26 protein-coding genes are annotated in these 24,670 nt (G+C 55.3%); 11 read left to right on the top strand and 15 right to left on the bottom strand.

The genetic code is table 11. From position 1 onward, the window contains the following. Nucleotides 1-15: 15 nt before the first annotated feature. The 6 genes from rpsR to ACH2ED_RS19575 form a co-directional block, all read right to left on the bottom strand. Nucleotides 16-273 (bottom strand): 30S ribosomal protein S18, encoded by a 258-nt coding sequence (rpsR, locus tag ACH2ED_RS19550; RefSeq protein ID WP_395094397.1) that lies wholly within the window; start codon nucleotides 271-273, stop codon nucleotides 16-18. A 15-nt stretch (nucleotides 274-288) separates the two neighbouring features. Further along, nucleotides 289-822 (bottom strand): single-stranded DNA-binding protein, encoded by a 534-nt coding sequence (locus ACH2ED_RS19555; RefSeq protein WP_395094398.1) that lies wholly within the window; start codon nucleotides 820-822, stop codon nucleotides 289-291. A 100-nt stretch (nucleotides 823-922) separates the two neighbouring features. Then, complete coding sequence (gene rpsF / locus ACH2ED_RS19560) at nucleotides 923-1,384, bottom strand: 30S ribosomal protein S6 (protein ID WP_395094399.1); 462 nt, start codon at nucleotides 1,382-1,384, stop codon at nucleotides 923-925. 98 nt (nucleotides 1,385-1,482) lie between these two features. Next, entirely contained in the window at nucleotides 1,483-1,752 is a 270-nt protein-coding gene (gene rpsT / locus ACH2ED_RS19565) for a 30S ribosomal protein S20 (RefSeq protein ID WP_309697480.1), read from the bottom strand. 52 nt (nucleotides 1,753-1,804) lie between these two features. Then, nucleotides 1,805-2,326 carry a hypothetical protein gene (locus ACH2ED_RS19570; RefSeq protein ID WP_395094400.1) on the bottom strand — a complete coding sequence of 174 codons (522 nt, stop codon included), beginning with the start codon at nucleotides 2,324-2,326 and terminating at the stop codon, nucleotides 1,805-1,807. Further along, nucleotides 2,323-2,676, bottom strand: coding sequence for a hypothetical protein (locus ACH2ED_RS19575; RefSeq protein WP_309697476.1), 354 nt, complete (start codon nucleotides 2,674-2,676; stop codon nucleotides 2,323-2,325). The genes ACH2ED_RS19570 and ACH2ED_RS19575 overlap by 4 nt, the downstream gene beginning before the upstream one ends. Before the next feature lie 83 nt (nucleotides 2,677-2,759). Here ACH2ED_RS19575 and ACH2ED_RS19580 point away from each other — a divergent pair, with 83 nt between their 5' ends. From ACH2ED_RS19580 to ACH2ED_RS19600, 5 genes are read left to right on the top strand one after another with little or no spacing between them, the layout of a single operon-like run. Beyond that, nucleotides 2,760-3,275 carry a hypothetical protein gene (locus ACH2ED_RS19580; protein WP_395094401.1) on the top strand — a complete coding sequence of 172 codons (516 nt, stop codon included), beginning with the start codon at nucleotides 2,760-2,762 and terminating at the stop codon, nucleotides 3,273-3,275. After that, a complete protein-coding gene (locus ACH2ED_RS19585) occupies nucleotides 3,272-3,550 on the top strand; it encodes a hypothetical protein (RefSeq protein ID WP_395094402.1) in 279 nt (92 codons plus the stop codon). Before ACH2ED_RS19580 ends, ACH2ED_RS19585 begins: the two co-directional genes overlap by 4 nt. A gap of 5 nt (nucleotides 3,551-3,555) precedes the next feature. Beyond that, nucleotides 3,556-4,266, top strand: coding sequence for a phytanoyl-CoA dioxygenase family protein (locus tag ACH2ED_RS19590; RefSeq protein WP_395094404.1), 711 nt, complete (start codon nucleotides 3,556-3,558; stop codon nucleotides 4,264-4,266). 22 nt (nucleotides 4,267-4,288) lie between these two features. Then, nucleotides 4,289-5,533: a tetratricopeptide repeat protein gene (locus tag ACH2ED_RS19595; protein WP_395094405.1), complete on the top strand. Its 1,245-nt coding sequence runs from the start codon at nucleotides 4,289-4,291 to the stop codon at nucleotides 5,531-5,533. Continuing rightward, complete coding sequence (locus ACH2ED_RS19600) at nucleotides 5,515-6,924, top strand: hypothetical protein (protein ID WP_395094406.1); 1,410 nt, start codon at nucleotides 5,515-5,517, stop codon at nucleotides 6,922-6,924. The genes ACH2ED_RS19595 and ACH2ED_RS19600 overlap by 19 nt, the downstream gene beginning before the upstream one ends. On the opposite strand, the gene ACH2ED_RS19605 is transcribed toward ACH2ED_RS19600, so the two are convergent. Then, nucleotides 6,921-7,442 carry a hypothetical protein gene (locus ACH2ED_RS19605; RefSeq protein WP_395094407.1) on the bottom strand — a complete coding sequence of 174 codons (522 nt, stop codon included), beginning with the start codon at nucleotides 7,440-7,442 and terminating at the stop codon, nucleotides 6,921-6,923. The genes ACH2ED_RS19600 and ACH2ED_RS19605 overlap by 4 nt on opposite strands. Before the next feature lie 165 nt (nucleotides 7,443-7,607). Here ACH2ED_RS19605 and ACH2ED_RS19610 point away from each other — a divergent pair, with 165 nt between their 5' ends. Genes ACH2ED_RS19610 through ACH2ED_RS19620 form a run of 3 tightly spaced genes read left to right on the top strand, consistent with a single transcriptional unit; the run spans nucleotide 7,608 to nucleotide 10,172 of the window. Continuing rightward, entirely contained in the window at nucleotides 7,608-7,862 is a 255-nt protein-coding gene (locus tag ACH2ED_RS19610; RefSeq protein WP_309697463.1) for a type B 50S ribosomal protein L31, read from the top strand. Between the two features lie 9 nt (nucleotides 7,863-7,871). After that, nucleotides 7,872-8,852: a DUF1385 domain-containing protein gene (locus ACH2ED_RS19615; RefSeq protein ID WP_395094408.1), complete on the top strand. Its 981-nt coding sequence runs from the start codon at nucleotides 7,872-7,874 to the stop codon at nucleotides 8,850-8,852. A 9-nt stretch (nucleotides 8,853-8,861) separates the two neighbouring features. After that, a complete protein-coding gene (locus ACH2ED_RS19620) occupies nucleotides 8,862-10,172 on the top strand; it encodes a DHHA2 domain-containing protein (RefSeq protein ID WP_395094409.1) in 1,311 nt (436 codons plus the stop codon). Nucleotides 10,173-10,298: 126 nt separating this feature from the next. Here the strand turns inward: ACH2ED_RS19620 and ACH2ED_RS19625 are convergent, their stop codons facing one another. The 7 genes from ACH2ED_RS19625 to ACH2ED_RS19655 all read right to left on the bottom strand — a co-directional run bounded on the left by ACH2ED_RS19625 (nucleotide 10,299) and on the right by ACH2ED_RS19655 (nucleotide 21,341). Beyond that, on the bottom strand, nucleotides 10,299-10,466 hold the full coding sequence (locus tag ACH2ED_RS19625) for a hypothetical protein (protein ID WP_395094410.1): 168 nt from the start codon (nucleotides 10,464-10,466) through the stop codon (nucleotides 10,299-10,301). A gap of 39 nt (nucleotides 10,467-10,505) precedes the next feature. After that, nucleotides 10,506-13,727 carry a UvrB domain 3-containing protein gene (locus ACH2ED_RS19630; protein WP_395094412.1) on the bottom strand — a complete coding sequence of 1,074 codons (3,222 nt, stop codon included), beginning with the start codon at nucleotides 13,725-13,727 and terminating at the stop codon, nucleotides 10,506-10,508. A gap of 6 nt (nucleotides 13,728-13,733) precedes the next feature. Next, on the bottom strand, nucleotides 13,734-15,002 hold the full coding sequence (locus ACH2ED_RS19635) for a restriction endonuclease subunit S (protein WP_395094413.1): 1,269 nt from the start codon (nucleotides 15,000-15,002) through the stop codon (nucleotides 13,734-13,736). Beyond that, a complete protein-coding gene (locus tag ACH2ED_RS19640) occupies nucleotides 14,999-17,065 on the bottom strand; it encodes a class I SAM-dependent DNA methyltransferase (protein WP_395094414.1) in 2,067 nt (688 codons plus the stop codon). Before ACH2ED_RS19640 ends, ACH2ED_RS19635 begins: the two co-directional genes overlap by 4 nt. A gap of 83 nt (nucleotides 17,066-17,148) precedes the next feature. After that, nucleotides 17,149-18,012, bottom strand: coding sequence for an Rpn family recombination-promoting nuclease/putative transposase (locus ACH2ED_RS19645; RefSeq protein ID WP_395094415.1), 864 nt, complete (start codon nucleotides 18,010-18,012; stop codon nucleotides 17,149-17,151). A gap of 42 nt (nucleotides 18,013-18,054) precedes the next feature. After that, on the bottom strand, nucleotides 18,055-18,810 hold the full coding sequence (locus tag ACH2ED_RS19650) for a hypothetical protein (RefSeq protein ID WP_395094416.1): 756 nt from the start codon (nucleotides 18,808-18,810) through the stop codon (nucleotides 18,055-18,057). 185 nt (nucleotides 18,811-18,995) lie between these two features. Further along, the gene (locus ACH2ED_RS19655) at nucleotides 18,996-21,341 is read right to left on the bottom strand and encodes an extracellular solute-binding protein (RefSeq protein WP_395094418.1); all 2,346 of its coding nucleotides are present in this window, start codon (nucleotides 21,339-21,341) and stop codon (nucleotides 18,996-18,998) included. A gap of 227 nt (nucleotides 21,342-21,568) precedes the next feature. Here ACH2ED_RS19655 and tnpA point away from each other — a divergent pair, with 227 nt between their 5' ends. The 3 genes from tnpA to ACH2ED_RS19670 all read left to right on the top strand — a co-directional run bounded on the left by tnpA (nucleotide 21,569) and on the right by ACH2ED_RS19670 (nucleotide 24,207). Continuing rightward, nucleotides 21,569-21,985: an IS200/IS605 family transposase gene (tnpA, locus tag ACH2ED_RS19660; RefSeq protein ID WP_395094424.1), complete on the top strand. Its 417-nt coding sequence runs from the start codon at nucleotides 21,569-21,571 to the stop codon at nucleotides 21,983-21,985. Between the two features lie 104 nt (nucleotides 21,986-22,089). Next, nucleotides 22,090-22,659: a peptidylprolyl isomerase gene (locus ACH2ED_RS19665; RefSeq protein ID WP_395094420.1), complete on the top strand. Its 570-nt coding sequence runs from the start codon at nucleotides 22,090-22,092 to the stop codon at nucleotides 22,657-22,659. After that, a complete protein-coding gene (locus ACH2ED_RS19670; protein ID WP_395094421.1) occupies nucleotides 22,660-24,207 on the top strand; it encodes an ABC-F family ATP-binding cassette domain-containing protein in 1,548 nt (515 codons plus the stop codon). On the opposite strand, the gene ACH2ED_RS19675 is transcribed toward ACH2ED_RS19670, so the two are convergent. Beyond that, nucleotides 24,204-24,590, bottom strand: a complete 387-nt coding sequence (locus ACH2ED_RS19675; RefSeq protein ID WP_395094422.1) for a Uma2 family endonuclease — start codon at nucleotides 24,588-24,590, stop codon at nucleotides 24,204-24,206. The genes ACH2ED_RS19670 and ACH2ED_RS19675 overlap by 4 nt on opposite strands. Nucleotides 24,591-24,670 lie beyond the last annotated feature (80 nt).

The following is a 24,670-nucleotide window of genomic DNA, read 5'->3' on the forward strand; positions in this document are numbered from 1 at the left end:
GGGTTTATGAAAAAATCACATCCCATCGGCAACAAACGGGAGCAGGGCGATCTCACGCGCCCGCTTGATCGCCTGTGCCAGTGGTCGCTGGTACTTGGCGCAGGTGCCCGTCGTGCGGCGGGGAAGAATCTTCCCACGCTCACTGATGAATCGCCGCAGAAGTGGAACATTCTTGTAGTCAATGAAATCCACTTTTTGCACGGTAAAGTAGCAGACTTTACGCTTAACTTTCTTAAACTTACGGGGCTTAACCGTCTTAGAGATAGTTGCCATCTTTCTTTCCTTTAGCTACTCGGCGAAGGGATCGCTCAGGTCGCTGTCATCGTAATCATTTGCGGGCATCTGCCGTCCGCGTCCTGGCGCGCCACCTGCGGGCCGTGCTGCGGGTGCAGCGCTACGCTCGTAGCCGCCCCCCCGTGCTACGGGAGCCGCCGGAGCGGCAGCGGGCTGCTCGTAGCCACCGCCGTAGTTCTCCCCGCCTTCTCCCTCACGGGGACGATCAAGTCCCTTTAGGTTATCGGCGACAATCTCTGCGGCTTTGCGACGCTGGCCGTCCTGTGTCACGTACTCACGAATCTGTAGGCGGCCCTCAACGGCAACCAACCTACCTTTGGTGAGGTACTGCGACGCGAACTCGGCACTCTGGCGCCAGGCGACAATATCAATGAAGTCGGCTTGCTTCTCCTGGCCTTGCTGTTTAGCTTCCTGGGAGAGGGGCCGATCCACGGCGATTCGGAACTGCGCAACGGCAATGCCCGAGGGGGTGTACTTCAGCTCGGGATCCGCCACGAGGCGTCCGATCAAAATAACGCGGTTTAACATCTCTTTTATCCTTCATCCACACGAGCTTCGTGCGGTTTCACCTAGTCATTACTCACTTCACCTTGCCTTAAGAGCGTCTCTTATCGCATCGGTGATCGAACTACTCCTCAGTAGCCTCGTCCTCGGTGCCTGCCTCTTTCTCATCGTTGGAGGGGGTTCCGAGATCCGTGACCGGCTGAGGAGCAAGGGAGACGGCGGCGGCGCGGGCTGCTGCGTCACGCTCTCGGCGCTCCTGCTCTGCGGCGCGGGTCTTCGAGGGGAAACGATCCGCCTTAGGATCCTGCTTGACGATCAAGTGTCGAATGACATCGTCGCTAATCCGGAAGATACGATCCAGCTCGTTCTTACACGCTCCATCACCCAGGAAGTTCACTATAATATAGCGTCCTTCGCGGTACCCTTTGATCTCATAAGCCAGCTTGCGCGGGTCCCAGATATCTGTGTCTTCTACTGAGCCGTTGGTTTTGGCGATGACTGCCGCATACTTATCTACGGTTGTCTTTACCTGATCTTCGGCTAGAGTGGCATCTACAATATAGATGGCCTCGTAGGCTGTTGCCATTTACTTCTCCCTATGGTCGTGAAATTCGGCCCCTGTGTTCTACAGAGGCAGGGATCTCAGTACGGGGGATTTTACCCCACACTGAAAACTCAGAGTGCCTACGCCTTTGTGGCGAGGGCAGCGCGCTTCATGAGGCGCGACTTGCGGCGCGCAGCGGCATTCTTGTGAATGATACCGCGCTTGGCTGTCTTGTCAATGACAGAGATTGTCTCCGAGAGAGCCTTGGTAATCTCCTCGGTATCCCCGCCACGAATGGCCAGAGTGGCCTTCTTGACGTAGGTTTTCATACGACTTTTGGCCGCATTATTACGATCGCGGCGCTGACGCGAGCGGATGACATCTTTGATAACGGATTTGATATTGGGCATTTAGCTTCTATTCCTTGTTCTTTAGTTAGGCTAACGGGGTTGGTTGAGAGGGCTAGTTCAGCTCCCTCATGAGATTTTGGGCCAAGTGACTGGCCCCCAACTTAAGTGTGGAGAGATCGAGGTCACCAATAAGACGACCATCAAGCCAGACTCCAGGTTGTTGTGTACGGATGACATCGGTATTTACCAAGCGAAAGTGGGCACTTCCATTTAGCTTCGTACTCATCTTCTCCAGCATTCCCTGGAATGCATGGAGTCCGTCGTTTGCGTTTTTTGGATCCGACTGTACTTCCGGTGTCCAAGAGTACCCGACGATCACTTTGCGTTTGGCCTTGAGGTTACCAAATTCCTGAACTGCGGGAACCGAGACCAGCTCCTGTTGGAGCGGTATTTCTCTCTCGGGGTCACTCGGGGGCGTGGTGGACGAGTCCTTTGTTTTTTGCGCCTGCTCTTCCGTAATCTCCGCTTCGGTGCGCGGGCGATTCTCATACTGGGCACGGTTCATGACTGCCATTGCGCCAAGAGAAAGCGCAACAACAGCAATCAAAACGGGAGTGTTGCTTCGTTGTTTCATGCCGTTGTTGCCTCAGGCAGACCCAAAGCCTTGAGATGCTCGCCATCAATGGCTCCTGCAGCGGAGACAATTCGATCCCGAATCACTTCAACCGGCAGAGCGGCGCAAGCCACGGCTTCGCGCAAAAATGCCTCACGGTCTTTTGAGAGAAGTAGGTCTAAAACTGAAATCCCAAGAGTCTCCGAAATAGCGGCCAGAGCGGGCGAGAGGGCGTGGATTTCGTCTTCCGCACGCGCTCGTAGCATGCCCCGATTCAGCTGGAGCTCGCGGATGGCGTTCTCAACCGGAGCAACCAGTACACTGTACTCATTGACCTTTTCCTGTATTGAACTAGCCACTTCTGAAGACATGAAAAAACCTCACCTTATTTTGGCGCAATGACCAGTATAACATAGGGAGGAACCAGAGTCAAGCACGACGAATCTTTCGGTTAATGTTGCAAAAGATTCTCGAACGCGAGCTCGCTACCGGGTTCGCCTCCCTACCTGGCACCCAGATTCGGGGGAAGCTCCCCGTGCCCGGCGCACTGATCAACCAGGCGTTGAAAGAGGCTCTCAGTAAAAAAAGTGGGCCTGTTAAGGGTGTCATGGTGGCGCTACTGGAAGACAATAAGGCGATCGCGGTGGTTGCCCTTGACCAGTTTCTGCTCCCCAAGACCCTGGAGCTGCCGTTTACCATTGAGCAAACAGTCGCCCGAAACGGCAAGCTGATCGCCACTATTCAGCTTGAGCCGCCCGGTGGCCTGGTCGGCATTTTGATCCCTCTGCTCGCAGGACTCATGCCTGGAGTCACGGCAAATGGAACCATCTTGAGCATTGACCTTGGCGCACAGCTCAAAGAGAAAAGTGGCCACAACTTTGCGCACTTAATTGATAAACTAGAGCTCAGTACGCGCCGGGGCTTTCTGGATATCGTCTTCTCGCTACGCGTTCCCGAGGAAACACTATGAAAGAGCTGCTAGAGAAAATCTTCGCGGGCGGTGCAAAAGAGCTGGCGGGCCTGGAAATCGAGGGAGTGATCCCGATCCGCCAGGCGCTGATCAACGAGACCTTGCGCGAGGGCCTGAAGCAGGGGGTCACCAAAGAGATCGAGCTGCCCGCCGATGCCAAAGCGCCCGAGGCGGCGCAGATCAACGCACTACTTGCCCATGTCAAGCGTGCCGAGGTGACAGCGGAAAACGGCAAGCTGACTCTTTCCTTCCACGTGAAAGTGGAGCAGAGCTAGAATCAATGCGCTTTGTTCACGATGGCTTTATCGCTGCCCTGCCCGTTCTCAGCCCCACGGAAGCGGCAGATGTCCGGGCTCAGTTCGATGCACTCGAAGCGCGTGTGGGGCAGACGACAGCGCGGATCGGGCTGCTAGATCGTCACACAACGGAGCCGTTTATCGCAACGCTCGCGACTCATCCCACCATTTTGGATGCGGTGGAGAGCATTCTTGGCCCCGATTTTTTTCTTCTTGCCACCCACTTCTTCTGCAAGTACGGTGAGGGAGAGACAGCCGCGACATTTGTGGCCTGGCATCAGGATGTCACCTACTGGGGCCTGGAGCCGCCCGTGGCCGTGACGGTGTGGCTTGCCATTGATGATGCGGATACCAAAAACGGCTGTATGAGAGTCATTCCAGGCTCGCACGCGGCGGGGATTCGCGGACACACCACGGCAGTGCAGCCCGGGAACCTGCTGAGCATCAACCAGGAAGTCATGATCAGCGCCGACGAAGAGGCCAGCGCCATTGATCTGCCGCTTCCTGCGGGCTTCGCATCGCTCCACGACGGCTGTTTGATTCACGGGAGCCTTCCCAATACCTCGACCCGCCGCCGCTGTGGCCTGACTCTGCGCTATATCCCCACCCATGTAGCGCAGAGTGCCACGAACTCACACGGCAAGCGGTGGAGTCCGACCCTAGTGCGGGGCGTGGATCGTTTTCAGAATTTTTGATGTCGGGAGGTATACTAGCGCTGTGTTTGAGCTATTGCTCCCGGTTGCTCTGGGAATGTTGGGCGGCGGGATTGGGCTAGCACTCGCTGGCCGGATGCGTCGCAATCGGCAGGTGGTGCTCGAGGAAGCTGATGCGCTCCAGGCGCAAGGAAAGCTTCGTGCCGCCGCTAGCTCTCTGGAACAGGCGCTGAAAAGTGCCACCGTCGCGGAGGTCGCCTTTATTGCTGAGGCACGCTACCGGCTCTGCGGACTCTATGTGGCGCTCGGACAGTGGCAGCTCGCGGAGCAGGTCTGTCAGGAGCTGCTGGAGTCTGGCTCTGAGCTGGGGCTTTCGGGGAAACATGACGTTCTCCGGCATCTGGCACGTAGCCTTGATGCGCAAGGTCAGAGTGTGGCAGCGACTGCCGCCCGTGCGCAGGCCGATACCCTCGTCGAGCAGATTCCCGACACCGCCTACCGCCTCTTTGCACGCCAGGAGCGCCTGGTTCGTCACGGCCAGTACCGCGAAGCGCTCGCCCTTCAAGAGGAGCTTCTCACGAGCTACCCGGAGCGTGTCTCCGTCGAGACACTGCTCTGCTATACGGCGTTTACCGCACAGCACGCGGGCTACTCTCAGGACGCCCTGCGCTATGTTGGCAAGGCGCTGGCTCGCCCCCAGCTTCCCGCCACGCTGCAATGGGAGGCGCACCGTGTGGGCTACCATGCCGCCGAGACCCAGCACGACTGGCTCCAGATGCTTGAGCGTGCGCGTGCTCTGAAAAATCTCGCGGACGAGCCACGCTCACGCCGCTACCTGGCCAATGCCCTTCTGCTCAATAACCATTTTGAGGAGTCGGCGACGCTCCTTACGGAAGAGGATATCGGGCTAAAAATCACCCTAGCTCGTCTAAAGCATGACTTTGTCTCGGCGCGGCGCGATATCGAGCGCGCTCCTCAGGGCACACAGACCACGCTGCTGCGGGCGGCAATTGAGCTGGAAGCGGGTGAGGGTGCCCGTGCACTCGCGGCACTGGAGACAGTTCAGGAGCCCTCTACGCTTTGCCAGGCGCGCCGGGCCTGGGCTCTCTCTCTGCTGGGAATCTCCGAAATGCCACCTGATCCGAGTGACGATACTCAGCAGCTCGAAGCGTGTGCTCAGGCCCACTGGCACCAGGGCGCACAAGAGAGCGCCCTCGCCGTCCAGGAGCGTCTGCTCCAGCAGCCACTCGCCCCCGCATTCCGCACCTACCACGAAGCGGTTCTTAAGCAATGGAAAATCACACTCTAACAGCCGCCTACGCCGCTGCAGCACGTCTCAGTCATGCAGGAAAGCTAGAGGAAGCGCTCGTGCTTCTAGAGCCGCACTTTTCTGCTCTCGATGCCAATGCCAATTTCAATGTCAAGCCCAGCGAGGAATCCCATAGTGCGCTCCTGCTCCTCGCCTCCCTCTACCTGGATCTGGAGAGGCTCAGTGCATCTGAGAAGCTACTTAGTGCCGCCCTGAGCACGGCAACTCCGGCGCAGGCAGTGGATCTCCATCTGCTTCGTGGCAACCTCTACGACGCGCGTGGCCATGTGCGCAAAGCTGCCACGGAGCGCGTCGCGGCACTTCAGGCAGCACAGTCACTAGATGAGCCGACTCGACTTCTGGTTCAGGTTCTGTGCAGTCAGGCCAACAACGACTTTGATGCTGCCTACAAGCTCGCCCTGGAAGGAATCGCGGTAGGAAGCACGACCCACCCGCACCAGGTCGTGCGCTTTCAATACCTGGCCGCCTTTGCCGCGTACAACATTGGCCGCTACGAAGACGCTCTGCTCTGGGTGACGAAGACCATCGTCCATCCGCAGGCAACCCGAAGCCAACAGACGGACTGCTTACGGCTGAAGTCGCTCTGTGTCTCGCTTGAGGGCAGGCACGACGAGGGCTTGGAGCACCTCAAAGCAGCGACCTATATCGCCCGTACAGGAGTAAGCTGGGAATACGCCACCCACCTCGCACTCGACACAGCCCGCCGACTTCTCTTGCTGGGACGCCTTACGGATGCCGACGAGCTGGCGGCAGAGGTGCTTGCGCGCTTCCCCGCCACCACCCGCGAGGTGAGCTTGCTCAGAGCCAATATCGCTCTAACACGAGGTGAGCTAAGAAAAGCCCACACGGCACTCGACACGGCAACCCGTCCCTCAAAGCGCCCAGGAAGTCGTGAGCTCCTCATCGTTGCTTTGGCACGGGAGGAAGGCCGCTACCCCGAGGCTCTCAGTGAGCTGGAGAACCTGATTCAACACGCAACTTGCGCCCCCCTGCTCTACCAGCTCCGCCTTCAGCGCAGTCCGGTTTTGTGGCAGTGTGGCCAGACTTCCGAGGCCGAGCAAGAGCAGGCGGAGCTGACGAGCCAGTTCACCGAGAGCCTTCCCCGAGAGATACAGGCGGCGTTCTATCGGATGGAAGCAAAACTTGCCTACCTACGTGAGGACTGGGCGGCGGGAATTGTGAAGTGGAAACAAGTGCTCCGCCTGGAACCCCATCCCATAAACCAGCCCGACAACTGGACTCTGCTCGGGGACGGCTACGCGCAGCTAGGGGAAAGTGCAGCGGCGCACTTCGCCTGGGATAGGGCGGCGGCGCAGCCCGTCGAATCCATCTGGGTGCGCCGCGCCAAAGAGCGTCTGGAAGCGAGCTAGAACTTGCGCCCCACTCCGAGCTGGAAATCGTTGCGTCCACTGAGATAGGTGAGCTGCGCCTGAACAAAGAACTGGCCATCAATGCTAGTCCCAGCCAACAGCTTCATCCCCAGAGTGTTATTGGTCGTTTTTGGTGTCTGTGGAAAGCTATCGGTGCGTTGATCACGGTAGAGTCCCAGACCAAAACCGTAGAAAGATCCCACACCGGCCTTATCTGTCAGGTGAAAAACCCGTGCCAGCCCGAGACCGACAACATCCTCATTAATCACACGCGGCAGCACTTCCACAGGACGCTCGACGATATGGAAAGCATCAAGGTAAACCTGAACTGCCCCATCGCGTTTGATATCTTTTGCCACTCCTAGTGCTGAAAACGCCTGCTTCCCTAGCTCATAGTCGCGGTTGCCCAAGCTTGGCCCAACCCAGACACGAAAACCCTGTGGCTGATTTCCTTGCGCCGCTGCTCCGCTCATGAGAGCCCCCAGCAAAAGTGCCAACATAACTAGTCGTTTTTCCATACAATTACTTCCTTAATAAAGTGCTCTGGAGTTGAGCCTTCCGTCTCTGATTATACATCGGTAGTCGGCCCTCGAATTTGCAGACCCCTGGAAATGCCGATATAATGCCCCCTGCACCCGGCGGTCGGATATCGTCGGGTTTTGCCTTGAAAGGACACTACTGTCATGCGTGAAGGAATCCACCCGGACTACCGACTCGTCGTTTTTAAAGATGCTTCCAGCGAATTTTCTTTCCTCGCGGGCTCGACCCTCAAGACCGAGCGAACCACTACCTGGACCGATGGAAAAGATTATCCTCTGTATGTCGCCGAAATTACCTCGGACACTCACCCCTTCTTTACCGGAAAACAGAAGATTCTGGACAGCGAAGGCCGCGTTGAGAAGTTCCAGTCTAAGTTCGCCAAGTTCCTGAAGAAGTAACGACGAACTATGGCAAATTTGTATGGGGGTCAGGCAGTCATCGAGGGCGTGATGATGCGCGGCCCCCATCACTTTGCCGTCGCCGCTCGCCGCGCAAGTGGCGAGATCGCGCTCACGTGCGAGCCCGTTCCGAAGATTTTGCGCCCCGCGTGGCAAAAGCTCCCGTTTCTTCGCGGCGGCTTCTCTCTTGTGGATGCGATGACGCTGGGCACGAAGTCCCTCTTCTGGGCCGCCAAGATCGCCGAAGAAGACACCCGTCTCCCCACTTCATCCATGGACGAAGTCGTTCCCGATAGCGAAATTGCCCCCGCCGAGGGTGTCGTTGCGATCAAGCAATCGGGTGGAGTCAGCGATACACTGATTGGCGGCGCGATGGTCACCGGGCTCGTCTTCGCTGTCTTTCTCTTTAAGATTCTCCCACAGTTCGGGATAGAAGCACTCAAAAAAACCACGTCTCTGCATGGCTATCAGCTCGGGATGGTGGACTTCGTGGTACGATTTTCGATCTTCACTATCTATATCCTGCTGATCGCGCGGATGAACCATGTCTATCGAGTGTTTCAGTACCACGGTGCCGAGCATAAAGCCATCAATGCGCTGGAGGCGGAAAAAGAGCTGACGGTCGCCAATGTGCGTGAAGCAAGCCGCCTACACCCACGCTGTGGAACCTCGTTTCTGGTTATCGTGATCTTTCTCTCGGTGCTCGCTGTCGCGTTTTTCTACGACCGTCCACTCTGGCAACGCATTCTCATCCAGCTTTTAATGGTCTTTCCCGTCGCCGGTGTCGCGTTTGAGCTACTGCGCATCGCAGGAAAATTTCGCGGCAACCCGATCATGGCCGCTTTCTCTCGCCCGGGGATGTGGACACAGCTTCTCACCACGCGCGAGCCCGATGACAGTCAGATAGAAGTCTCGATTGCCTCACTCAAAGCCGCAATGGCCGCAGAGTCTGCCGTCAGTGGAAACGCTTCGGAAACGCAGATCGGGTAGCATAGGGCCATGTCTGCCCTCTCTGAACGTATGGACTGGTCTCCGGAGATTACCTACGTAATCGGTCACCAGCGCCCCGATACCGATGCCATTGCGTCTGCACTAGGCTACGCGTGGCTTCTCTCACAAGACACAACGGAGAAGTTCCAGGCGGCCCGCGCGGGTCAACCCTCCGAGCAGGCACGCTACGCGCTACGCCGCTATGAGCAAGACGTGCCCGTCCTGCTCTCGGAAGCCTCCCCCACTTTTGGACATATTTTAGAGCGCACTCCCACGGTCGCCGCCGACGCGCCCCTCACGGAAGCGCTCGCCCAGCTTGCGGCGGGCCAGAGTGCAGTTCCGATCACCCTCCCTAATGGGCGCCCCTGCGGACTGGTCTCGCCTCTCGCGCTCGCGCGGGCACTTGCCGTGGGTAATCTAGAGTCGCGCACCTGCGGGACACTTGCCGAAGTGGTTCCAGTCGTGCGCCAACGAGATCGCCTCTCGGATCACAAGGGAACCCTCCTGCGCGCGGAGGCGAGCCGTTTTATTGTCCAGGACGATCAGGGACGCTATGTCGGGCTGGCTGCACAAAAGGCGCTCCTGCATCCGCCGCGCGCTCGGCTGATCTTAGTGGATCACAACGAGCTGGGCCAGGCCGTGCCTGGTGCCGATGAAGCGGAGATTGTCGGGGTTTTGGACCACCACAGGCTCGGGAACCCTCCCACACCAGCCCCGATCCCCTTTATGGTTGATCCCGTGGGCAGCACGTCCACTCTGGTCGCGGAGCAGTGCCGCGCCCGCCGGATCACCCCCCCGCGCGCCCTCGCCGGAATGCTGCTCTCCGGGATTCTCTCCGACACCCTGGTCTTTCGCTCCCCCACCAGCACCCCACGCGATGAGGCCATGGCAAGCTGGTTGGGTGGCGTCGCCCGCGTGGATGTGGCGCTCTACGGTGAGGAGCTGCTCAGCGCCGCGCCCGGGCTCTCGTCGCGCACCGCGGAAGACATCGTGGACTCGGACCGTAAGACCTACGTGATGGCCCAGCAGCTTGTCAGTATCGGTCAGGTCGAGGTGAGTAGTCTGCGCGAGCTCCCTGAGCGACAAGAGGAGCTACTGGATGCCATGACCATCCGCCGCGTCCGTGAGGGCCATGCGCTTGTCTGCCTGATGGTGACCGATGTGATTGATGGTGTGAGCCGCCTGCTGGTTGTCGGCGAGCGCACGATGGTGGATGTGCTCCCCTTCTCCCGCGTCAACGCCACCGAGTTCGATCTAGGCCACGTCGTCTCGCGCAAGAAACAGCTCGTCCCGACTCTCCAAGCTAGTATCGAACAGTAATTCGCCGTCGAATGAATTCGCGGCTAGGAAAGAGAAGTCCGCCTGCGCGGACGGGGCACCCCCGCGTCGTGGAGGACTTTCAGGATGTCTCAAGGTCGGTGGGTAATGGGCACCTCGTGGAATGGTCTAGAGAATGTGCTGGAGCTTCGCCAGCCGCTCACGAGGCGTGAGCTTCAGGTTCTCACGGAGCAGGGAAAAGTCCACCCCGTTTTCGTCCTGATCGCCATACGGGTGCGCCGCAAGCCACGCCAGTACCTGCTCCTGTGGGTCGGTCTCGGGTGCGTTGGTTTCCATATTTTGATTACCTCCCAGTATTATGATAACGAACAAAGACTATACTTCGGATTCCTGGATCATTGCCTCAAAATCATCGCAGAGCTTATTGATTAAATCTTTCGTTTCTTCAAAAAAGAAAGTTCCTACGCTTTGTCGGTGCAAGGCGCGGTATTGTCGGTATATTTTAGCAAAGTCTCTGTAGATTTCATCTTCAGGAGAATGGGATTTAATTTTAGCCACTAAACGTTCGCCTTCTTTTGATTTATTGACGTATTCGAAGAAATCAGTAATTTTGTCTTCAAAGTCCTGGATGAGTGTTCCAACTTTGGCTTCTTGTTCGTTTCTGGCAATAATTACGGATAAGACATCAAATTTACCACTATGGGTTGGGACTTTCCCTTCCGCAATAACCGTCTGTTTCTTTGTTTTCTTTATCGGCTCTTCGGCTACCACTTCAACAATTCCGATTTGATTGTCGAAATAGACTTCAATGGGGTCTTTAGTATCCTCACTTCGGTGCATCTGGTTGTAGAGCATGTTGAATTTCTGCCAGAAGAAAAGAAAACTTGACTCGCTGTACTTGGTATCTAGCTCGATGACATACTCAATACAGTTGAGGATGGTGAAATACTGAGCGGCTTTTGCTTTCGCATCGGCGGTGCGCTGGGGGTTTGTCTCGATGTATTTCTTGAGGCTGCTCTCAAAGTCAAGGTAGCTCTCAGGGTTGTCTTTCTTTGTGGGGTCTTTGTAGATTCCGGTAAAGACGCAGAAGAACTTGTCGTAGATATCGGATTTTTTGAGATCGCTGAAGAGTATGTCGAGGACTTTCTTATCTCCGAAGGGATCAAAGTCGCTGACGACGACATCGGAGAAGTGCTCGAAGGCGTCTTTGATGTTCTGGACATTGACGTTGTTGTAGGAAAAGTCTACGATCTTGCAGTCGTTTTTGTGTTTGGTGGTGCGGTTGACCCGAGAGATGGTTTGGATAGCGTTGATGCCGCGAATCTCTTTGTCCAGAAAGAGAGTGTGAAGCTTTTTCTCATCGAAGCCGGTTTGGAGCTTGGCGACGACAATCATCAGGCCATTCTTACTCAACGCGAAGCTTTCGAGGACTTTTTCTTCCGTGAGACCGCCGTTCAGGCTCGCGGCGCTTTGCTCGTCCTGGTTGCTGGAGTAGACGATATGAATTGGCGCTTCGGCGTATTTGGCGTACTTGGGGTCTTTGACGAGAGCATTGAAATGGGTTTCGACGGCGGATTTGTACGCGATGGCGGACTTGATGGAGTAGACCGCCAGCATGGCTTTCCCCGTGCCTCGGATTTGGCGGTAGACATCTTTGACCAAGAGATCGGCGACGTACTCGGCGATGGCGTTTATCCGGTCGCGGTTTTCGTAGATTTGTGTCTTGTCTGCGTCTTTGTACTCTTTGGTGGTAAAGCCGGTCAGGTCGTTTTCGGGGAGGTCGAAGAGCATTTTGGAGGCGACGGGGACGATGTTTTTGAGGGGGTTGAGAATGAAACCATCTTCGATGGCTTCTTTCATGGTGTAGCTGTCGAACGGTCGCCAGAGCTTCTCGCTCTCCGCGTAGCCGCTGAACTCGCCGAAGCGGGCGAGCGCGTTGTCGTCGGGGGTGGCGGTGAAGCCGATGATGAGGTTCTTTTTCCGGGGGCCAGCGACGTAGGTAATCGCGGTGTCGAAGGGGGTTTGTAGCTCGTCGAAGATGCTAACCATCTCCTCGTGCTGCTCGCCGCTGTTGGAGCGGTGGATTTCGTCAATCAGGAACGCGATTCGCATCCTAGCGAGTTTTTGTAATACTTCGTCGTCGAGCAGCTCGCGCACGGCCCCGAACTTCTGGAGGTTGACGATGACGAGGCGCGTGTCGGAGGCGAGGGCTTCGAGGAAGGTTTTCTTGTTGGTGGCCTCTTTGACCAGGCTCCGGTCTATGTTCATGTTGAGCAAGAGCGAGTCTATCTGGCTGCGAAGCTGGAGGCGATCCACGACGATCATGATTTTGTCGTAGACGAATTCGTCGTTGCGGCGCAGGTCTTTGAGCTGCGACGCGGTCCAGCCGATGATGTTGGACTTGCCAAAGCCTGCGGCGTACTGCATTAACAGAGAGTAGACGTTTTTGTTGTTGGAGTAGGCGCGGCGCTTGTCGAGTAGCTCTTTCTTCTTGGTGTCGCTGACTCCGATGAGCTGTGTTTCGAGGAGCTTTTCAAAGTAGTCGGGCTCTTGCTCATGCACGAGAAACTCATCTATCTTAGCGAGGATCTTGTCGGTGCCGAACTTTTGCTTGGGGCGCGGGGAGATGAGCTGGCCGGGCTCTTTTTTCGTGTCCTTGACGCCGCTATTGATAAACACGTCGCGCTCGATGAAGTTGTAGTAGAGAATCTCTTTCTCCATCATGAGCTTGCCGTAGTGGGCGGCGAAGAGTTCTTTGAGCTTGTCTTTTTTCTCGGCGCTCGGGTTCAGGAGCGGGTACTGCTTGAAAACGCCGTGGGCTTTCTTCTCCAGCTCTTCGCGGTCGAACTTGCCTTCGCGGCAGGTGGCTAAAATCTCGTCGAAGAAGTCCGCGAGGGTGCGGAGGACGTAGGTTTCGCCAATGTCGGTGGTGGTGATGTGGATGGCTTTTTCAAATATCTTGAGGAAGTCTTTGCGGTAGGCGAGCTTTTCGGACTCACTGAGCATCGCGTTACTATCCATGTGCTGATGGTAGACTTTGACCGCCTCGAAGTAGTCTTTGACAACTTTCCCACGCCCGTTCTTGCTGGCGCTCTGGTTGGTGTAGTTGCTCTTGAGCTCGCTGTAGCCGAGGTAGATTCCGTTGACGAAGAAGACAATATCGGGGCGGAAGGAGTAGAGTGTCGCACCGTTGAGTTTGTATTTGTAGGGAAGTTCCTGCACGACCGAGAAGATGTTTTCGTCGAAGAGGGCGTTTCCGTGGATCACGCTGTCGCTGGGGTGGAAGAGATGGAGTTTGATTCCCTGGAGCGTGATGGACTTGTTGCCGTTGAGAAACAGCGCCATGTTCCGGCTACTGGCAATGCGCTCTTGAATCAGCTCGATAGCGTCTTTGAGCAAAGCTTTTGCGTCGCCGTTGTACTTTCGGAGGAGTGCGTCGTAGGATTTTTCGTTCAGGCTTGTCTCGGAGAAGAATTCCTGTAGGTCTTCCTCGATAATCAGCGAGGACGTAACCGTGTTGGCTTTGACTTCCTTGTACCCAAGATCATTCTGGAGATGAGGGATGAGGAATTTATCTTGCAGGTGCAACTCGTTCATTTAGGTTTAGACTTCTTCCGTAACTTTTATTTTTCCCGTGACGACATCACTAATTAGTGTTTTTCGAAACTCTTTGAGATTCTCTATTTGCTTGTTGATCGTGATAATAATATTACTGATATGAACTGTTTTAGCATCTAAGTAATTTGCAATTTCTACTTGTTCTTCAATCGGAGGTAACATAAAGGGGATTATTTTCACGTCATCAAATCGCATTGTGGAACGGAGGCCACCACCAAACCAATAAAATACTTTGCAGAGATCATAAGTATTTAAGAGGTAGTATGCAAAAATCGGATTTACCCTGCGTGAAAAACTTAATCCAAGATAAGCTGCTGTAATAATTCCACGTTCACGGGCAAGTCCAACACGTAAACTTTTTTGATCATTTTGCAAGTCCGTTAAACGTAGAATTATCGTCCCTTCTTTTACAATCTGGTATGTTTCAAATGATTCAGGCAATAGACCAAAGCTAGTATCAAAATCTTTTCTGATAATTTGCCCGTAACTTAATGATAGTAAATTCTTCTCAGTCAGTCCTGTGTTTTTCAGTTTGTTTGGAATTGCAACATCAGCAATGCGGCACGTCTCCCAATGCTCCGGCACTTCTCCAATCCACTCCACGCCGCTATCTTTCATCGGCACGGATTTATCCAAACCGCGCGTGACTGTTTCATTGATGAGGGATTGTTTGAGTTGGCTGTATTGATCGGCTTTTTGTTTTAGTAAATCAATCTGACGGTCAATCTGTGCGGTTTTTGAATCAAGATAATCAGCGATGGCTTTTTGTTCTTGGAGTGACGGGACAAGGATTAAGACACGGTTTAATTGTCCTGCGGTAAGTTTAGGTTGAGCAGAACCAGAAATCAATGTTGTGTAGTCAAGAGATTCAAGTAAATAACAAAAATAATTTATATTCCCTCGCCTAGGTTTAAGAATATGAGCATGATTATTCACCCAATATTTACCTGTTGCGATAAATGCTAAAGGCGTACTGCGATTTAGTAGATTAGCACCATCTTCACCAATAAGAATTGTAGTCTCGTCAAAAATGTAATTTTCAACTTTATCAATGATTCCTGACGCGCCATAATAATCATATATTTGGTCAGTCATTTTCTCACGAATTTCACCACTTAATGGAATCCTTTTATAATCTAAACTGAGCAATTCGTCTTTGACTCTTTTAACTATCCAATGAGATGGAATATTATCAGTGTGTTCAAATTCACTATCTCTATAACTAGAGTAGATACTCGTATTTGAAATTTTCATAAACCTAATTCCGATTCCATATTTTTAATTGCCGAATCAATTGACAATATTTCAGTTAATATCTCATCTACATTCCGAAGAGTTTCGGGTTTATAGAAAATCTTATTAAAATTCAATTCCACTCCCACCACATTCTCCAAATACTCAAACGGCTTACTGATATACCGCGCCATGAACGCCGCGATTGCCTCTTGGTTACTCCGAGGGTCTTTGTGAAACGGAATGATCTCGTAATCTTTCTGATAATCCGCCGTCAGCTCGACGCTAATCTCGATACGCTCCGCCTTCGCCTTGGTCGCTTTCTTCAGCGCACACGACACCAGAATCTTGCCACAGCCCAGCGCCTCTTTCTTCCCGCCGACTTCTTTTACCAGCATCTCCCGGTCGCTATCGAACGAGTACACCGCGCCACCGGCCACGGTCACGCGCAGCGGTTGCTCTTTGTAGTCCAGACGCGAGACCAGCGGCTTGACGTACTGCTCCAGCGACGTGTAGCCCGCCGCCAGTTTGGTGATCGAGAAATCCGTTAGTTTCACCTCGCCACTCTCCAGCGTGAGCGGCTCTAGCGCCAGCGACGTTTCCTGTTTTAGCTCGCCGGTCTTCTTGTCCTCCTTCAGCGGCAGGAGGCTCTCAAAGGTCTTCCCGTCTTCGTCCACGTTCGTCAGCAGAATAGATTGCTTGTTGAAGTAGAAATACTCCTTCTCGAATACGCGGGCGTAGTCGTTGCTCTCAAACGCCGTGAGAGTCGCGACAATCTCCAGACGGCTGGCCTCATCCACTTCCTTGCGCTTGGAACCCTTGCTCTTCTTCAGCGGCTTGAATTTTTCACTCGCATTCAGGAGCATCACCTTATCTTTGTGCTCGGGCCGCTTTCTCTTATTCAGCACCCAGAGGTAGGTATAGATGCCCGTGTTAAAAAACTCATCGGTGGGAAGCTGAATCACCGCCTCCACGATGTCCGTGTCCAGCATCCACTTGCGGATATTGCTCTCCGCCGACCCCGCATCGCCGCTGAACAGAGTGGAGCCATTGTGAACCACCACGCCCATGCCGTTGCTGTCCAGCTTGGAGATAAGGTGTTGCATAAAGAGAAGCTGGCCGTCGGAGATAGACGGCTGGAACTTAAAGCGCCCGGTTTTGTCGTGGCCAATGTCGTCTGCGTAGCCCTTCCAGCTCACGCCGTAGGGCGGATTGGCAACCACCACATCGAACTCATCGTTGTAGAACTTATCGTCCACCAGCGTATTGCCGTGCTCAATCTTGGAGTCCGGGCGAAACCGGCTCTCGATCTTCGCCAGTGCATAGAGCGCATCGTTCCAATCCTGCCCGAAGGTCTGCGTCAGGCGCTTCGACTTCGCATTGATCCGGTCTTCCACGCCAAAGAGCATGTTGCCGCCGCCGCAGGTGCAGTCGTAGATTTTCAGAAGCTTGTCATTCTCCTCGATCTTCGAGGCGATAATCTCCGAAATCAGCGCGATCACATCATCGGGCGTGTACTGCTCTCCCGCCGTCTCCGCCGAAATATCCGCCCACTTCCGTTTAATGTGCTCCTCAAGAGTCGTAATCTCAGAGTTGTTGAAGGGCTTCAGGTCAATCTCCGCCCACAGCTTCGTGTACCCTAAGAGAACCTTCTTTGCCTTGAGCTTGGCGATAACCCCTTTGATGTCTAGGAACTTTTCGCCCTCAACGGCATCCACTCCCAGCAAGTCTTTTGTCTCACCATCGAATCCCATGAGATACGCCTGGAAATCAATCTCAAAAGACTTATCATTCTTACAAATATCCGTCAGGGTCTGCTTTTTTTCAAAGATGAAAATGTTGTAGCCTTGTCCTTTATCGCGGATAAGATCATACAAATCATCTTTTTCAATGGCTGCAAAAGCCGCTTCACCGTGCTCATTTTTCAGCTCATCGAACATTCGCACCAGGCGGCTCTCGATCATTGCCAGCGCAAAAAACGGCATCATAAACGACGGCCACTCGGATTCCTTGATACCGCTCCCTCGTAGTAAGTCCGCCGTCGCCCAGATTTTCGATTCGTACTGAAGAATATTCAAACTCATTTTTACCTTGCTATCCCCTACAGAAAAAGCCGCCCGTTGGTGGCGGGCGGCCAGGTTTTTCCTCGAACTTACGAGGCGAAATCTCAGGCTTTAACGAGTTCTGCCCAGGTCTCGACTTGATCCAGCGCATCGCCCCACTGCTCGATGGTGATGGCGGACGCCTGCTCGATTTTTGCAAGGGTCGCCGCATCCGGCTCCCCTAAGCGACGAGTTGCCATCTTCAGGAAGAAGCGGCGCTCGCCCAGAGCCACGCCCTGTGCAATGCCTTCCTCGCGTCCATCGGCGAGGATTTTCTGATATGTCATAGATTCTTTCATTTCTGCCACCGCCTTCTCCAGTAGTTTACCGGCTATTTGGGGAGCGTACCGAACTCCCGCCAAAAGATACGTCGAAGCCCAGAGCTTGCGCTTACTTTCCACCCGAGCTTCTGTCTCGATTCTGGTTGCCATACTGCTGACTACATTTTCGGCGGTCGTGGCGGAAAGGTCGCAGAGCAGTGCCAGCGGCAAGGTTGCCAGGCCGCCACGTAAAATGTTGGCAACAGGGAGCTTCCAGAGCCGAATGACTCCATACTCAAAGGCAAGATAGCGCGAGCCATTAGGACGAAGGCGCTCCACGGCTCCGGTCAGCGCGGGACTGTCGGCCTCGGGACGCAATAAAATCACATAGCTGAGTACTGAGAGACTGGTCTGTGCATCCGCCAGGACGTTATAGCGCAGCATTCGCACCGGAACCGCGTGACCATCGTGGCCTGCCTGAAACTCGATATGCACGAGATAGGGCGGAGTAGAGTTCACTTGAATCAGACGATCCGCTTCCGTGGAGACGGTGGCAAGGTCCGTGTCAACAAGCTCACAGGGTTCCGGCGGAAGGCCAAGAAGCGCAAGCCAGTCCTCGGGCTGGAATCGCACTAGCTCTTTGGTAGTAGCATCGAAGGGAGTAGGCATGAGAAATTATACCTACCCCCTCCGCTCTCCCCATGCCTACGTCTATGCCGTTTTGTAGGGACTGTTTTTAGGAAGCCCGAACTCTACGCGAATCGCCCCATTGGCTTTGTCTCCATAGGGAAACGCGGCATCAGCGGTGAGCTGGAGCTGGATGCGCTCATCGGTGATCTCGCCAAAGAGCCGCTCGGTCTCGCTGTGCGCCACGGTGGCGGCGTTCTGTCCTGCCGACTGTGTGGCGTTGTGTGCCTTCCACTGCGTGATTGCCGACTCCAGCGCCGTGAGCTTTTCGGGTGTCACGCCGGGCAAGGTGTCGAGGCGTGCTTGTCGCAGGATCGCATCGGCGGCCTCGGCAAACCCGGCAAAGCCCAGGCTCTTGAGCGTCGTGCCCACGTAGTAGGCTTTCAGGTGACTGCGCTCGGTGGTGCTCCGTGCCCACTTGCGCTTGGCGGCGGTCTGCATGCCTTGCAGCAGTCCGGTCAGTGCCAGACGTGTCTCCTTCTCCCTTGCCGTAGCACTTTGTTTATCGGCGGTCGCGCTCAGGTAGCTGGCAAGCTGCCCTCGGCACGCCGTGATTTTATTTAGAAGGGCATCGGCAAATCCCGCCGGAAGCTCCTCGGTGCGCAGTGCCGCTGACACACTCTCACGCTTCGCCACCTGCACGAGCTGCTCCGCCTTATCCAATCCCGCAACCCACAGGGCATTCACCGGCCCCCGCGAGCGCCGTGCTGGCGTGGTGCTTTTCGTCGCCGCCTCGCTCACTATCGTCGCCGCCTCGCTCACTATCGTCTCCGTGTCCATGAACTTGATTCCTCTCTCTCAAAACAACCTCGCAGGGATGCCATACATCACGGCGCGGTGCTGGGAGATCAGACACGGCAACCATCACAAGGTTGCAGGAGACCAAAATAGGATCACAAGAAGGCTAAATAGGAGCGCCGGGGAGCTAAATAGCACTTCCGGGAAGCAAGAAGTCAGGGGGTAGCCTACCTTCCCGCCGTGCTGTACTTGACGTTTTGCAGCACCTTGAGCTGGTAGATGGTCAGGCTCACCAGTACCAGGCCCATCATCCAGGCCGCCGCCGTGGCGTAGCCGAACTTGAGGAACATGAAGGCGTTGTACCAAATTTCCAGCCCGATAGTGTGCGTGGCGTAGTCCGGGCCGCCTGCGGTTTGAACGAGCACGGGCTCCATGATCTTGAAGGCTCCAATGGTCGCGCCCACGAGATTGATGATAATCAGCGGCGAGAGCGTGGGCAGCGTGATGCGCCAAATTTTCGTGAGGACGCCCGCGCCGTCGAGGTCCGCCGCCTCGTACATCTCATCGGGGATGCCTTGCAGTGCCGCCAGATAGATAATGCTCCCCGGGCCGGCTCCCGCCCAGATCAGCGGCAAGACAACCGCGAACTTGGCCTGCGCCGGGTCTTGCAGCCACTTCTGCGGCTCGATATGAAATACAGAGAGCAGGGCGTTGGCGAAACCCTGCGGACTGGCATCAAAGAACTGCTTCCAGAGCATCGCGACAATCACGCTGGTGGTGACGGCAGGCAGGTAGTAGAGCACCCGGTAGATAACTTTCCCCTTGGGAATCTCATTGAGCATCAGCGCCAGAATAATCGGGAGCATGAACCCCAAACCCAGCAGCCAGCCGGTGAAGGCGAAGGCGTTATAAAACCCCTTCCAGAACGTTTCTTGGGTCGCGGCCTCGATAAAGTTATCCAGCCCGATCCACTTCGAGTCCCCCAGAATGCGGTAGTCTTGAAAAGCCATGACCATGCCCTTGAGCAAGGGGAAGTAGGCCCAGAGCGCCACGGAGAAGACGGCGGGAAGCATAAACGCCCAGGCTGCCAGGTGCGTACGTAGCGGCAGCCTGCTCCCCGCCATGCTCGTTGTGGCGAGCTTTCGGCCACGCCACGCCTGCGTAAACACTCGCCCCAGCAGCACCGTGAGGAGCGCCAGAATCACGCCCGCGATCCCATTCGCAACCGTCCGGCGCTGCGCCACCGTGGCAGGGTCGGCGTAGTTCAGGAGCTTCGAGTTGACTTTTTGCTCCGCCGCACTCAGAATCTGCTTGATCGAGCGATCCGGGTAGAGCGTCGCCTGATCCAGCGGCTCGTCTAAAAGCTTGTAGATAAAGGCCATGTTCGGCCCGGCAGGTTCTGGCTTGCCCGAGGCAAAGAGCGCCTCCTGCGACTCCAGCCACGGACGCGCAGACACTGTGATGAACTCCTCGTAGCCCCATTTTTTCAGTTCTTTGGGGTTGACTAACTGACCAAGTCCGTTCTCCACATAGGCCTGCACGCGAATCCGGCTGGCCGCTTCGCTGGCCATAAAGTTCACAAAATCATAGCACGCTTGAAGCTTCTTCCCCTCTTTGACGGAAGCGTTTACCCCCCACATCGAGGCATTAAGCTCGTTGCCACGCAGCCCCGTCGGGCCTTTGGGCAGCGGTGCGATCCCGATCAACGAGGGGTTCAGGTCAAACGAGTTCATGTTGGTCAGGTCATCGCTCTGGTAGCTAAACCACATGGCAAGCTTCCCCGTCGAGATGTCCTGAGCGCGCGTTGTGGACTTTGTGGAGATCCCCTTGGTAGTCATCAGCTTCCGATAGAACGCCAGCGCTTTCTCGCCCGCGTCTGAGTTAAAGGCGGCCACGTACTGCCCCTTCTCGTTTTGCCGCGTGACATCGCCGCCCGCCGCGTAGAGAAAGTTAATCCAGTACCAGCTCCCGTCCGAGGGAGGAAACGTAAAGCCCCACTGCCCTTTTTTCTCATCGTAGAGCTTCTGGCAGTAGGTGTAGAACTCGTCCCAGGTCTGCGGCGCGCGGTTCGGATCGAGCCCAACCTCACGGAAGAGATCTTTTCGGTAGTAGAGCGCCTGCACAAACTGGGCATACGGCACGGAGTACACGTGCCCGTCAACGCTCAGCTCTTTCTTCAGATTCGGATGCACACGCGTCAGCGTGTCAGGATATTTTTCTAATAAGCCATCCAGCGGCTGCAAAAAACCCTGCCCCACGTACTGACGCATCAGCCGCATGTTCACGTAGACAATATCGGGCGCAGTTCCCCCCGCATACGCCATTAAGATCCCCGACTCGGCGGCGGGCCCCTGGATACTCAGCGATGTAAACCGCTCTAGTTTAATCTCCGGGTGTTTTTTGGTAAATGCCTCAAAAACCGTACGGCGTGCGCGGTCAAAGGGAGCTGTGGAGTTGGGATCGGGAATGCCCCAGGTGGAGTACGCACCGCCGACCTTGAGCACAATCAGCTCCGTCTGTGCCCGAGCCATCGTGGCCCAGAGTACCAAAAGCAAACACCAGAGAATGCGCATGTGCTATTGTACCTGCCTGCTCCTGCCCCCTGCTCTCCCTCATGAACGAGGGGGACCCCGCTTCGCTGCTGGCGTGCCGCCACAAAGTCGCTCCGCGACATGGGGATAAATAAAATTTCATTCTTTTGTAAGATTGGGCTGTTCTCAACCGTTATGAAGGTGTGAAGAGTAACAGAATCATTGTCAAAAAATTCGAAAAATCTCGTCGGGGGCGCAATCGGGTTTCGGTGGGGCTTCATGTGATCTGGACCACGGAACAGCGTTGGGCACTTGTGACACCTGAGCTTGAGCGAGATGTCTACCGTTGTATCAGTGCGGAGGCGGAGAAATTAGGTTGCCGGGTGCTGGCAATAAATGGCATGCCGGATCATGTTCATGTGGTTGTCTATCTCTCCGTTACCACCAGTATTTCAAATCTATTGAAGCAGATGAAGGGCGCATCTTCCTCACTTGCACGAAATATTGTTGGTACGGAACCGTTCTTTCAGTGGGCGGATGGCTACGCTGTGTTCTCCCTCAGCCGTGTGCACCGTAAAAATGCCATTGCCTACGTCGAGCGCCAGAAAGAGCACCATGCAAACCAAACGCTTCGCAAGGCTTGGGAAGAAGCTAGCGAAGGAGATATTCCAAATGGATCACATTGATTGGTTCCCATGATTGGTTCCCATGTCGCGGAGCGACTTTGTGGCGGCACGCGCCAGAAGCGAAGCGGGGCTGCCTCGTTCATGAGGCAGGGTACAATGCTTGCATGCAAAAGGCTAAACTTAAAAATCCGGCGGTGCTCAAAGAGAAAGCCCCGGCCAAGTTCAAGGTACAGTTCGAGACGACCAAGGGTGTTTTTATCATGGAGGCCACTCGTGAGCTCTCTCCCAATGGTGCGGATCGTTTTTACAATCTGGTGAAGAACGGCTTCTTCGACGGGATCAAGTTCTTTCGTGTGGTTCCGGGCTTCGTGGTGCAGTTCGGCATTCACGGCGACCCGAGCCTCGCGGGCAAGTGGCTAGAGAGCAATATCCAGGATGATCTGGTTAAGGGTAGCAACAAGCGTGGGACGCTGACGTTCGCCAAGTCTGGTGCGCCCAACTCGCGCTCGACCCAGCTCTTTATCAACCTCGCAGACAATAGTCGGCTCGACCAGATGGGCTTCTCGCCATTTGCCACCGTAGTGAAGGGTATGGAAGTCGTGGATAAGCTCTACGGCGAGTACGGCGAGCAAATTACTCAGCTCCAGGGCCAGATCGCGGCGGAGGGCAATAAGTTTTTAGAGAAGAACTTCCCGAAGCTCGATGCTATTAAGACGGCAAAGCTGATCAAGTAGTTGAGTCTCCTGCGCCTGCACGGTGTCACGGTGCGTTTCGATGACCGGCAGGTGCTGCGGGAGGTTTTCTTCAAGCTTGCCAAGGGGGAGCGAGTTGGGCTGATTGGGCAGAATGGGACGGGTAAGACCACACTCATTCGGCTCTTTCTGAACGAGCTCGCTCCCACCGAGGGTCGGGTTGAACAAGAAGCGGGACTCAAAGTCGGGTACTTTTCGCAGTTCTCCCAGCTCGATAGCACGCTGAGTGTTGAAGAGGTGCTGGGCGACGTGCTTGCTGAGCCGCGTGCAATTGAAGCGGAGCTGGAGGCGATTGGCACTCAGTTTGCCGATGAAGGCGTGGACTTAGAGGTTTTACTAGAGCGCCAGGCGGAGCTGCTGGGGCGCATGGAAGTGCTCGATGGCTGGAACTGGCAGGTTGCAGTGGAGACCGTGTTAGGTAAGCTCGGATTTAACGCCGAGCACCGGACGCGGCCTATTTCCCAGCTCTCGGGTGGCTGGCGGAATCGTGCGGCACTGGCGAAGATCTTGCTAGAAGCGCCTGAAGTACTATTACTGGATGAGCCCACGAACTACCTGGATGTTGAGGGCGTGGCGTGGCTCGAAGAGTGGCTCCGTGGCTTTCCGGGTGCTGTCTTATTAGTTTCTCATGACCGGCAGTTTTTAGACCGCGTCGTCACGCGTATTGTGGAGCTGGAGAACTATCGGCTCAGTGAGTATGCCGGCGGCTACTCGGACTATATCCGCGAGAAACCCTTTCGGCTGAAGACCAGCGAGCGGCAGTTTCTGCACGAGGAAGAGCTGCTGCTTCTCGAAGCTGAGGCGCTTAAAGAGCACAAAGAGCGGCGGGAGCGCAAGGTGGCGGATCTAAAGAAGCGTGTCACACCGCGCCCCGCACAGATCTTAATCACCGAGATTTATGAAGGCCTCCATGTCAGAGACAATCTCATGCGTGCGGAAGATATTTGCAAGGCCTACGGCGAGCAGACACTCTTCACGAATCTTACCCTAGAGCTACATGGCGGCGAACGTCTGGCGATTGTCGGGCGCAACGGCAGCGGCAAGTCCACGCTCTTGCGGGTGCTCACCGGGGAGGAAGCGCCGGACTCGGGGATGGTGCGCTGGGAGGGCGGCGTGAAAGCGGTGCACTTTAACCAGCTCCTAGAGAACCTTGATCCTAAGGACACGCTCTCGCACGCCATCAATACGTTTGGGCTGGCGTTTCATGCGCCGCGTAAGCATGTCCACAAGTTCCTAGAGATGCTGAGATTCTCGGAGATGGACAGGATGCAGCGGCTCGGAACGCTCTCCGGTGGACAGAAGTCTCGGGTTGCGCTGGCCCAGTGTCTGCTCTCCGGCTCACCCGTCATTATTTTAGATGAGCCCACAAATCATTTAGACATGCCCAGTATTCAAGTGATGGAGCAGGCGCTTGTGCATTTCCCCGGCGCAGTCATCGTGGTGAGCCACGACCGATTTTTCTTAGACAAAGTCGCCACCCGAAAATTAATTTTTGTGGGCGACGGTAAAATCCGCGAAGAGAGCGCTTAGAGCGTCTCGTCCATGATGGGTGGGAGAATCTCGGCGAGGGCGATGGTATGCTCCGGGGCGCCTTCGGGGGAGATGGTCTCGTTTTCGTTGTAGGTGACAATGCTCTGGTAGTCGTCGCCGACAGGCCGACGGTGGACGATCACGGTGCGTCCGGTGAGGTTGACGACCCAGTACTCAGGAACGCCAGCAGCAGCGTAGAGTTTTGCCTTCTGCCCTTTATCCCGCCAGAGCGTGCTATCGGAGACCTCCACTACCAGCCGGAACTCACTGCCCGGAGGAATGCCCGCTCTAAGATAGACTTCGGCAGGCTGGAGCGTGACAGCGGCATCGGGTTCCGGCTCGCTACTCGTACCCGCACTCAGAGAGCTAGTACAGCTCGGCACAAATTTTGATAATATTAGGTAGTCAAAACCTTCCCGGTATAAGTCCAACGAAATGGCTTAGCCATCGTCGCGTTAAAGTA

It is taken from the genome of Armatimonas sp., from assembly GCF_043757465.1.
GTDB lineage: Bacteria > Armatimonadota > Armatimonadia > Armatimonadales > Armatimonadaceae > Armatimonas.

What these genes read in the sequence shown, in the direction of transcription:
- ACH2ED_RS19605 (WP_395094407.1), bottom strand. Translation starts at nt 7,442, where the DNA reads ATGGAAAAACGACTAGTTATGTTGGCACTTTTGCTGGGGGCTCTCATG.
- ACH2ED_RS19630 (WP_395094412.1), bottom strand. Translation starts at nt 13,727, where the DNA reads ATGAACGAGTTGCACCTGCAAGATAAATTCCTCATCCCTCATCTCCAG.
- ACH2ED_RS19585 (WP_395094402.1), top strand. Translation starts at nt 3,272, where the DNA reads ATGAAAGAGCTGCTAGAGAAAATCTTCGCGGGCGGTGCAAAAGAGCTG.
- ACH2ED_RS19575 (WP_309697476.1), bottom strand. Translation starts at nt 2,676, where the DNA reads ATGTCTTCAGAAGTGGCTAGTTCAATACAGGAAAAGGTCAATGAGTAC.
- ACH2ED_RS19620 (WP_395094409.1), top strand. Translation starts at nt 8,862, where the DNA reads ATGTCTGCCCTCTCTGAACGTATGGACTGGTCTCCGGAGATTACCTAC.
- ACH2ED_RS19655 (WP_395094418.1), bottom strand. Translation starts at nt 21,341, where the DNA reads ATGCGCATTCTCTGGTGTTTGCTTTTGGTACTCTGGGCCACGATGGCT.
- ACH2ED_RS19625 (WP_395094410.1), bottom strand. Translation starts at nt 10,466, where the DNA reads ATGGAAACCAACGCACCCGAGACCGACCCACAGGAGCAGGTACTGGCG.
- ACH2ED_RS19590 (WP_395094404.1), top strand. Translation starts at nt 3,556, where the DNA reads ATGCGCTTTGTTCACGATGGCTTTATCGCTGCCCTGCCCGTTCTCAGC.
- ACH2ED_RS19645 (WP_395094415.1), bottom strand. Translation starts at nt 18,012, where the DNA reads ATGCCTACTCCCTTCGATGCTACTACCAAAGAGCTAGTGCGATTCCAG.
- rpsR (WP_395094397.1), bottom strand. Translation starts at nt 273, where the DNA reads ATGGCAACTATCTCTAAGACGGTTAAGCCCCGTAAGTTTAAGAAAGTT.
- ACH2ED_RS19610 (WP_309697463.1), top strand. Translation starts at nt 7,608, where the DNA reads ATGCGTGAAGGAATCCACCCGGACTACCGACTCGTCGTTTTTAAAGAT.
- ACH2ED_RS19580 (WP_395094401.1), top strand. Translation starts at nt 2,760, where the DNA reads ATGTTGCAAAAGATTCTCGAACGCGAGCTCGCTACCGGGTTCGCCTCC.
- rpsT (WP_309697480.1), bottom strand. Translation starts at nt 1,752, where the DNA reads ATGCCCAATATCAAATCCGTTATCAAAGATGTCATCCGCTCGCGTCAG.
- ACH2ED_RS19600 (WP_395094406.1), top strand. Translation starts at nt 5,515, where the DNA reads ATGGAAAATCACACTCTAACAGCCGCCTACGCCGCTGCAGCACGTCTC.
- rpsF (WP_395094399.1), bottom strand. Translation starts at nt 1,384, where the DNA reads ATGGCAACAGCCTACGAGGCCATCTATATTGTAGATGCCACTCTAGCC.
- ACH2ED_RS19650 (WP_395094416.1), bottom strand. Translation starts at nt 18,810, where the DNA reads ATGGACACGGAGACGATAGTGAGCGAGGCGGCGACGATAGTGAGCGAG.
- ACH2ED_RS19635 (WP_395094413.1), bottom strand. Translation starts at nt 15,002, where the DNA reads ATGAAAATTTCAAATACGAGTATCTACTCTAGTTATAGAGATAGTGAA.
- ACH2ED_RS19555 (WP_395094398.1), bottom strand. Translation starts at nt 822, where the DNA reads ATGTTAAACCGCGTTATTTTGATCGGACGCCTCGTGGCGGATCCCGAG.
- ACH2ED_RS19570 (WP_395094400.1), bottom strand. Translation starts at nt 2,326, where the DNA reads ATGAAACAACGAAGCAACACTCCCGTTTTGATTGCTGTTGTTGCGCTT.
- ACH2ED_RS19665 (WP_395094420.1), top strand. Translation starts at nt 22,090, where the DNA reads ATGCAAAAGGCTAAACTTAAAAATCCGGCGGTGCTCAAAGAGAAAGCC.
- ACH2ED_RS19640 (WP_395094414.1), bottom strand. Translation starts at nt 17,065, where the DNA reads ATGAGTTTGAATATTCTTCAGTACGAATCGAAAATCTGGGCGACGGCG.
- ACH2ED_RS19615 (WP_395094408.1), top strand. Translation starts at nt 7,872, where the DNA reads ATGGCAAATTTGTATGGGGGTCAGGCAGTCATCGAGGGCGTGATGATG.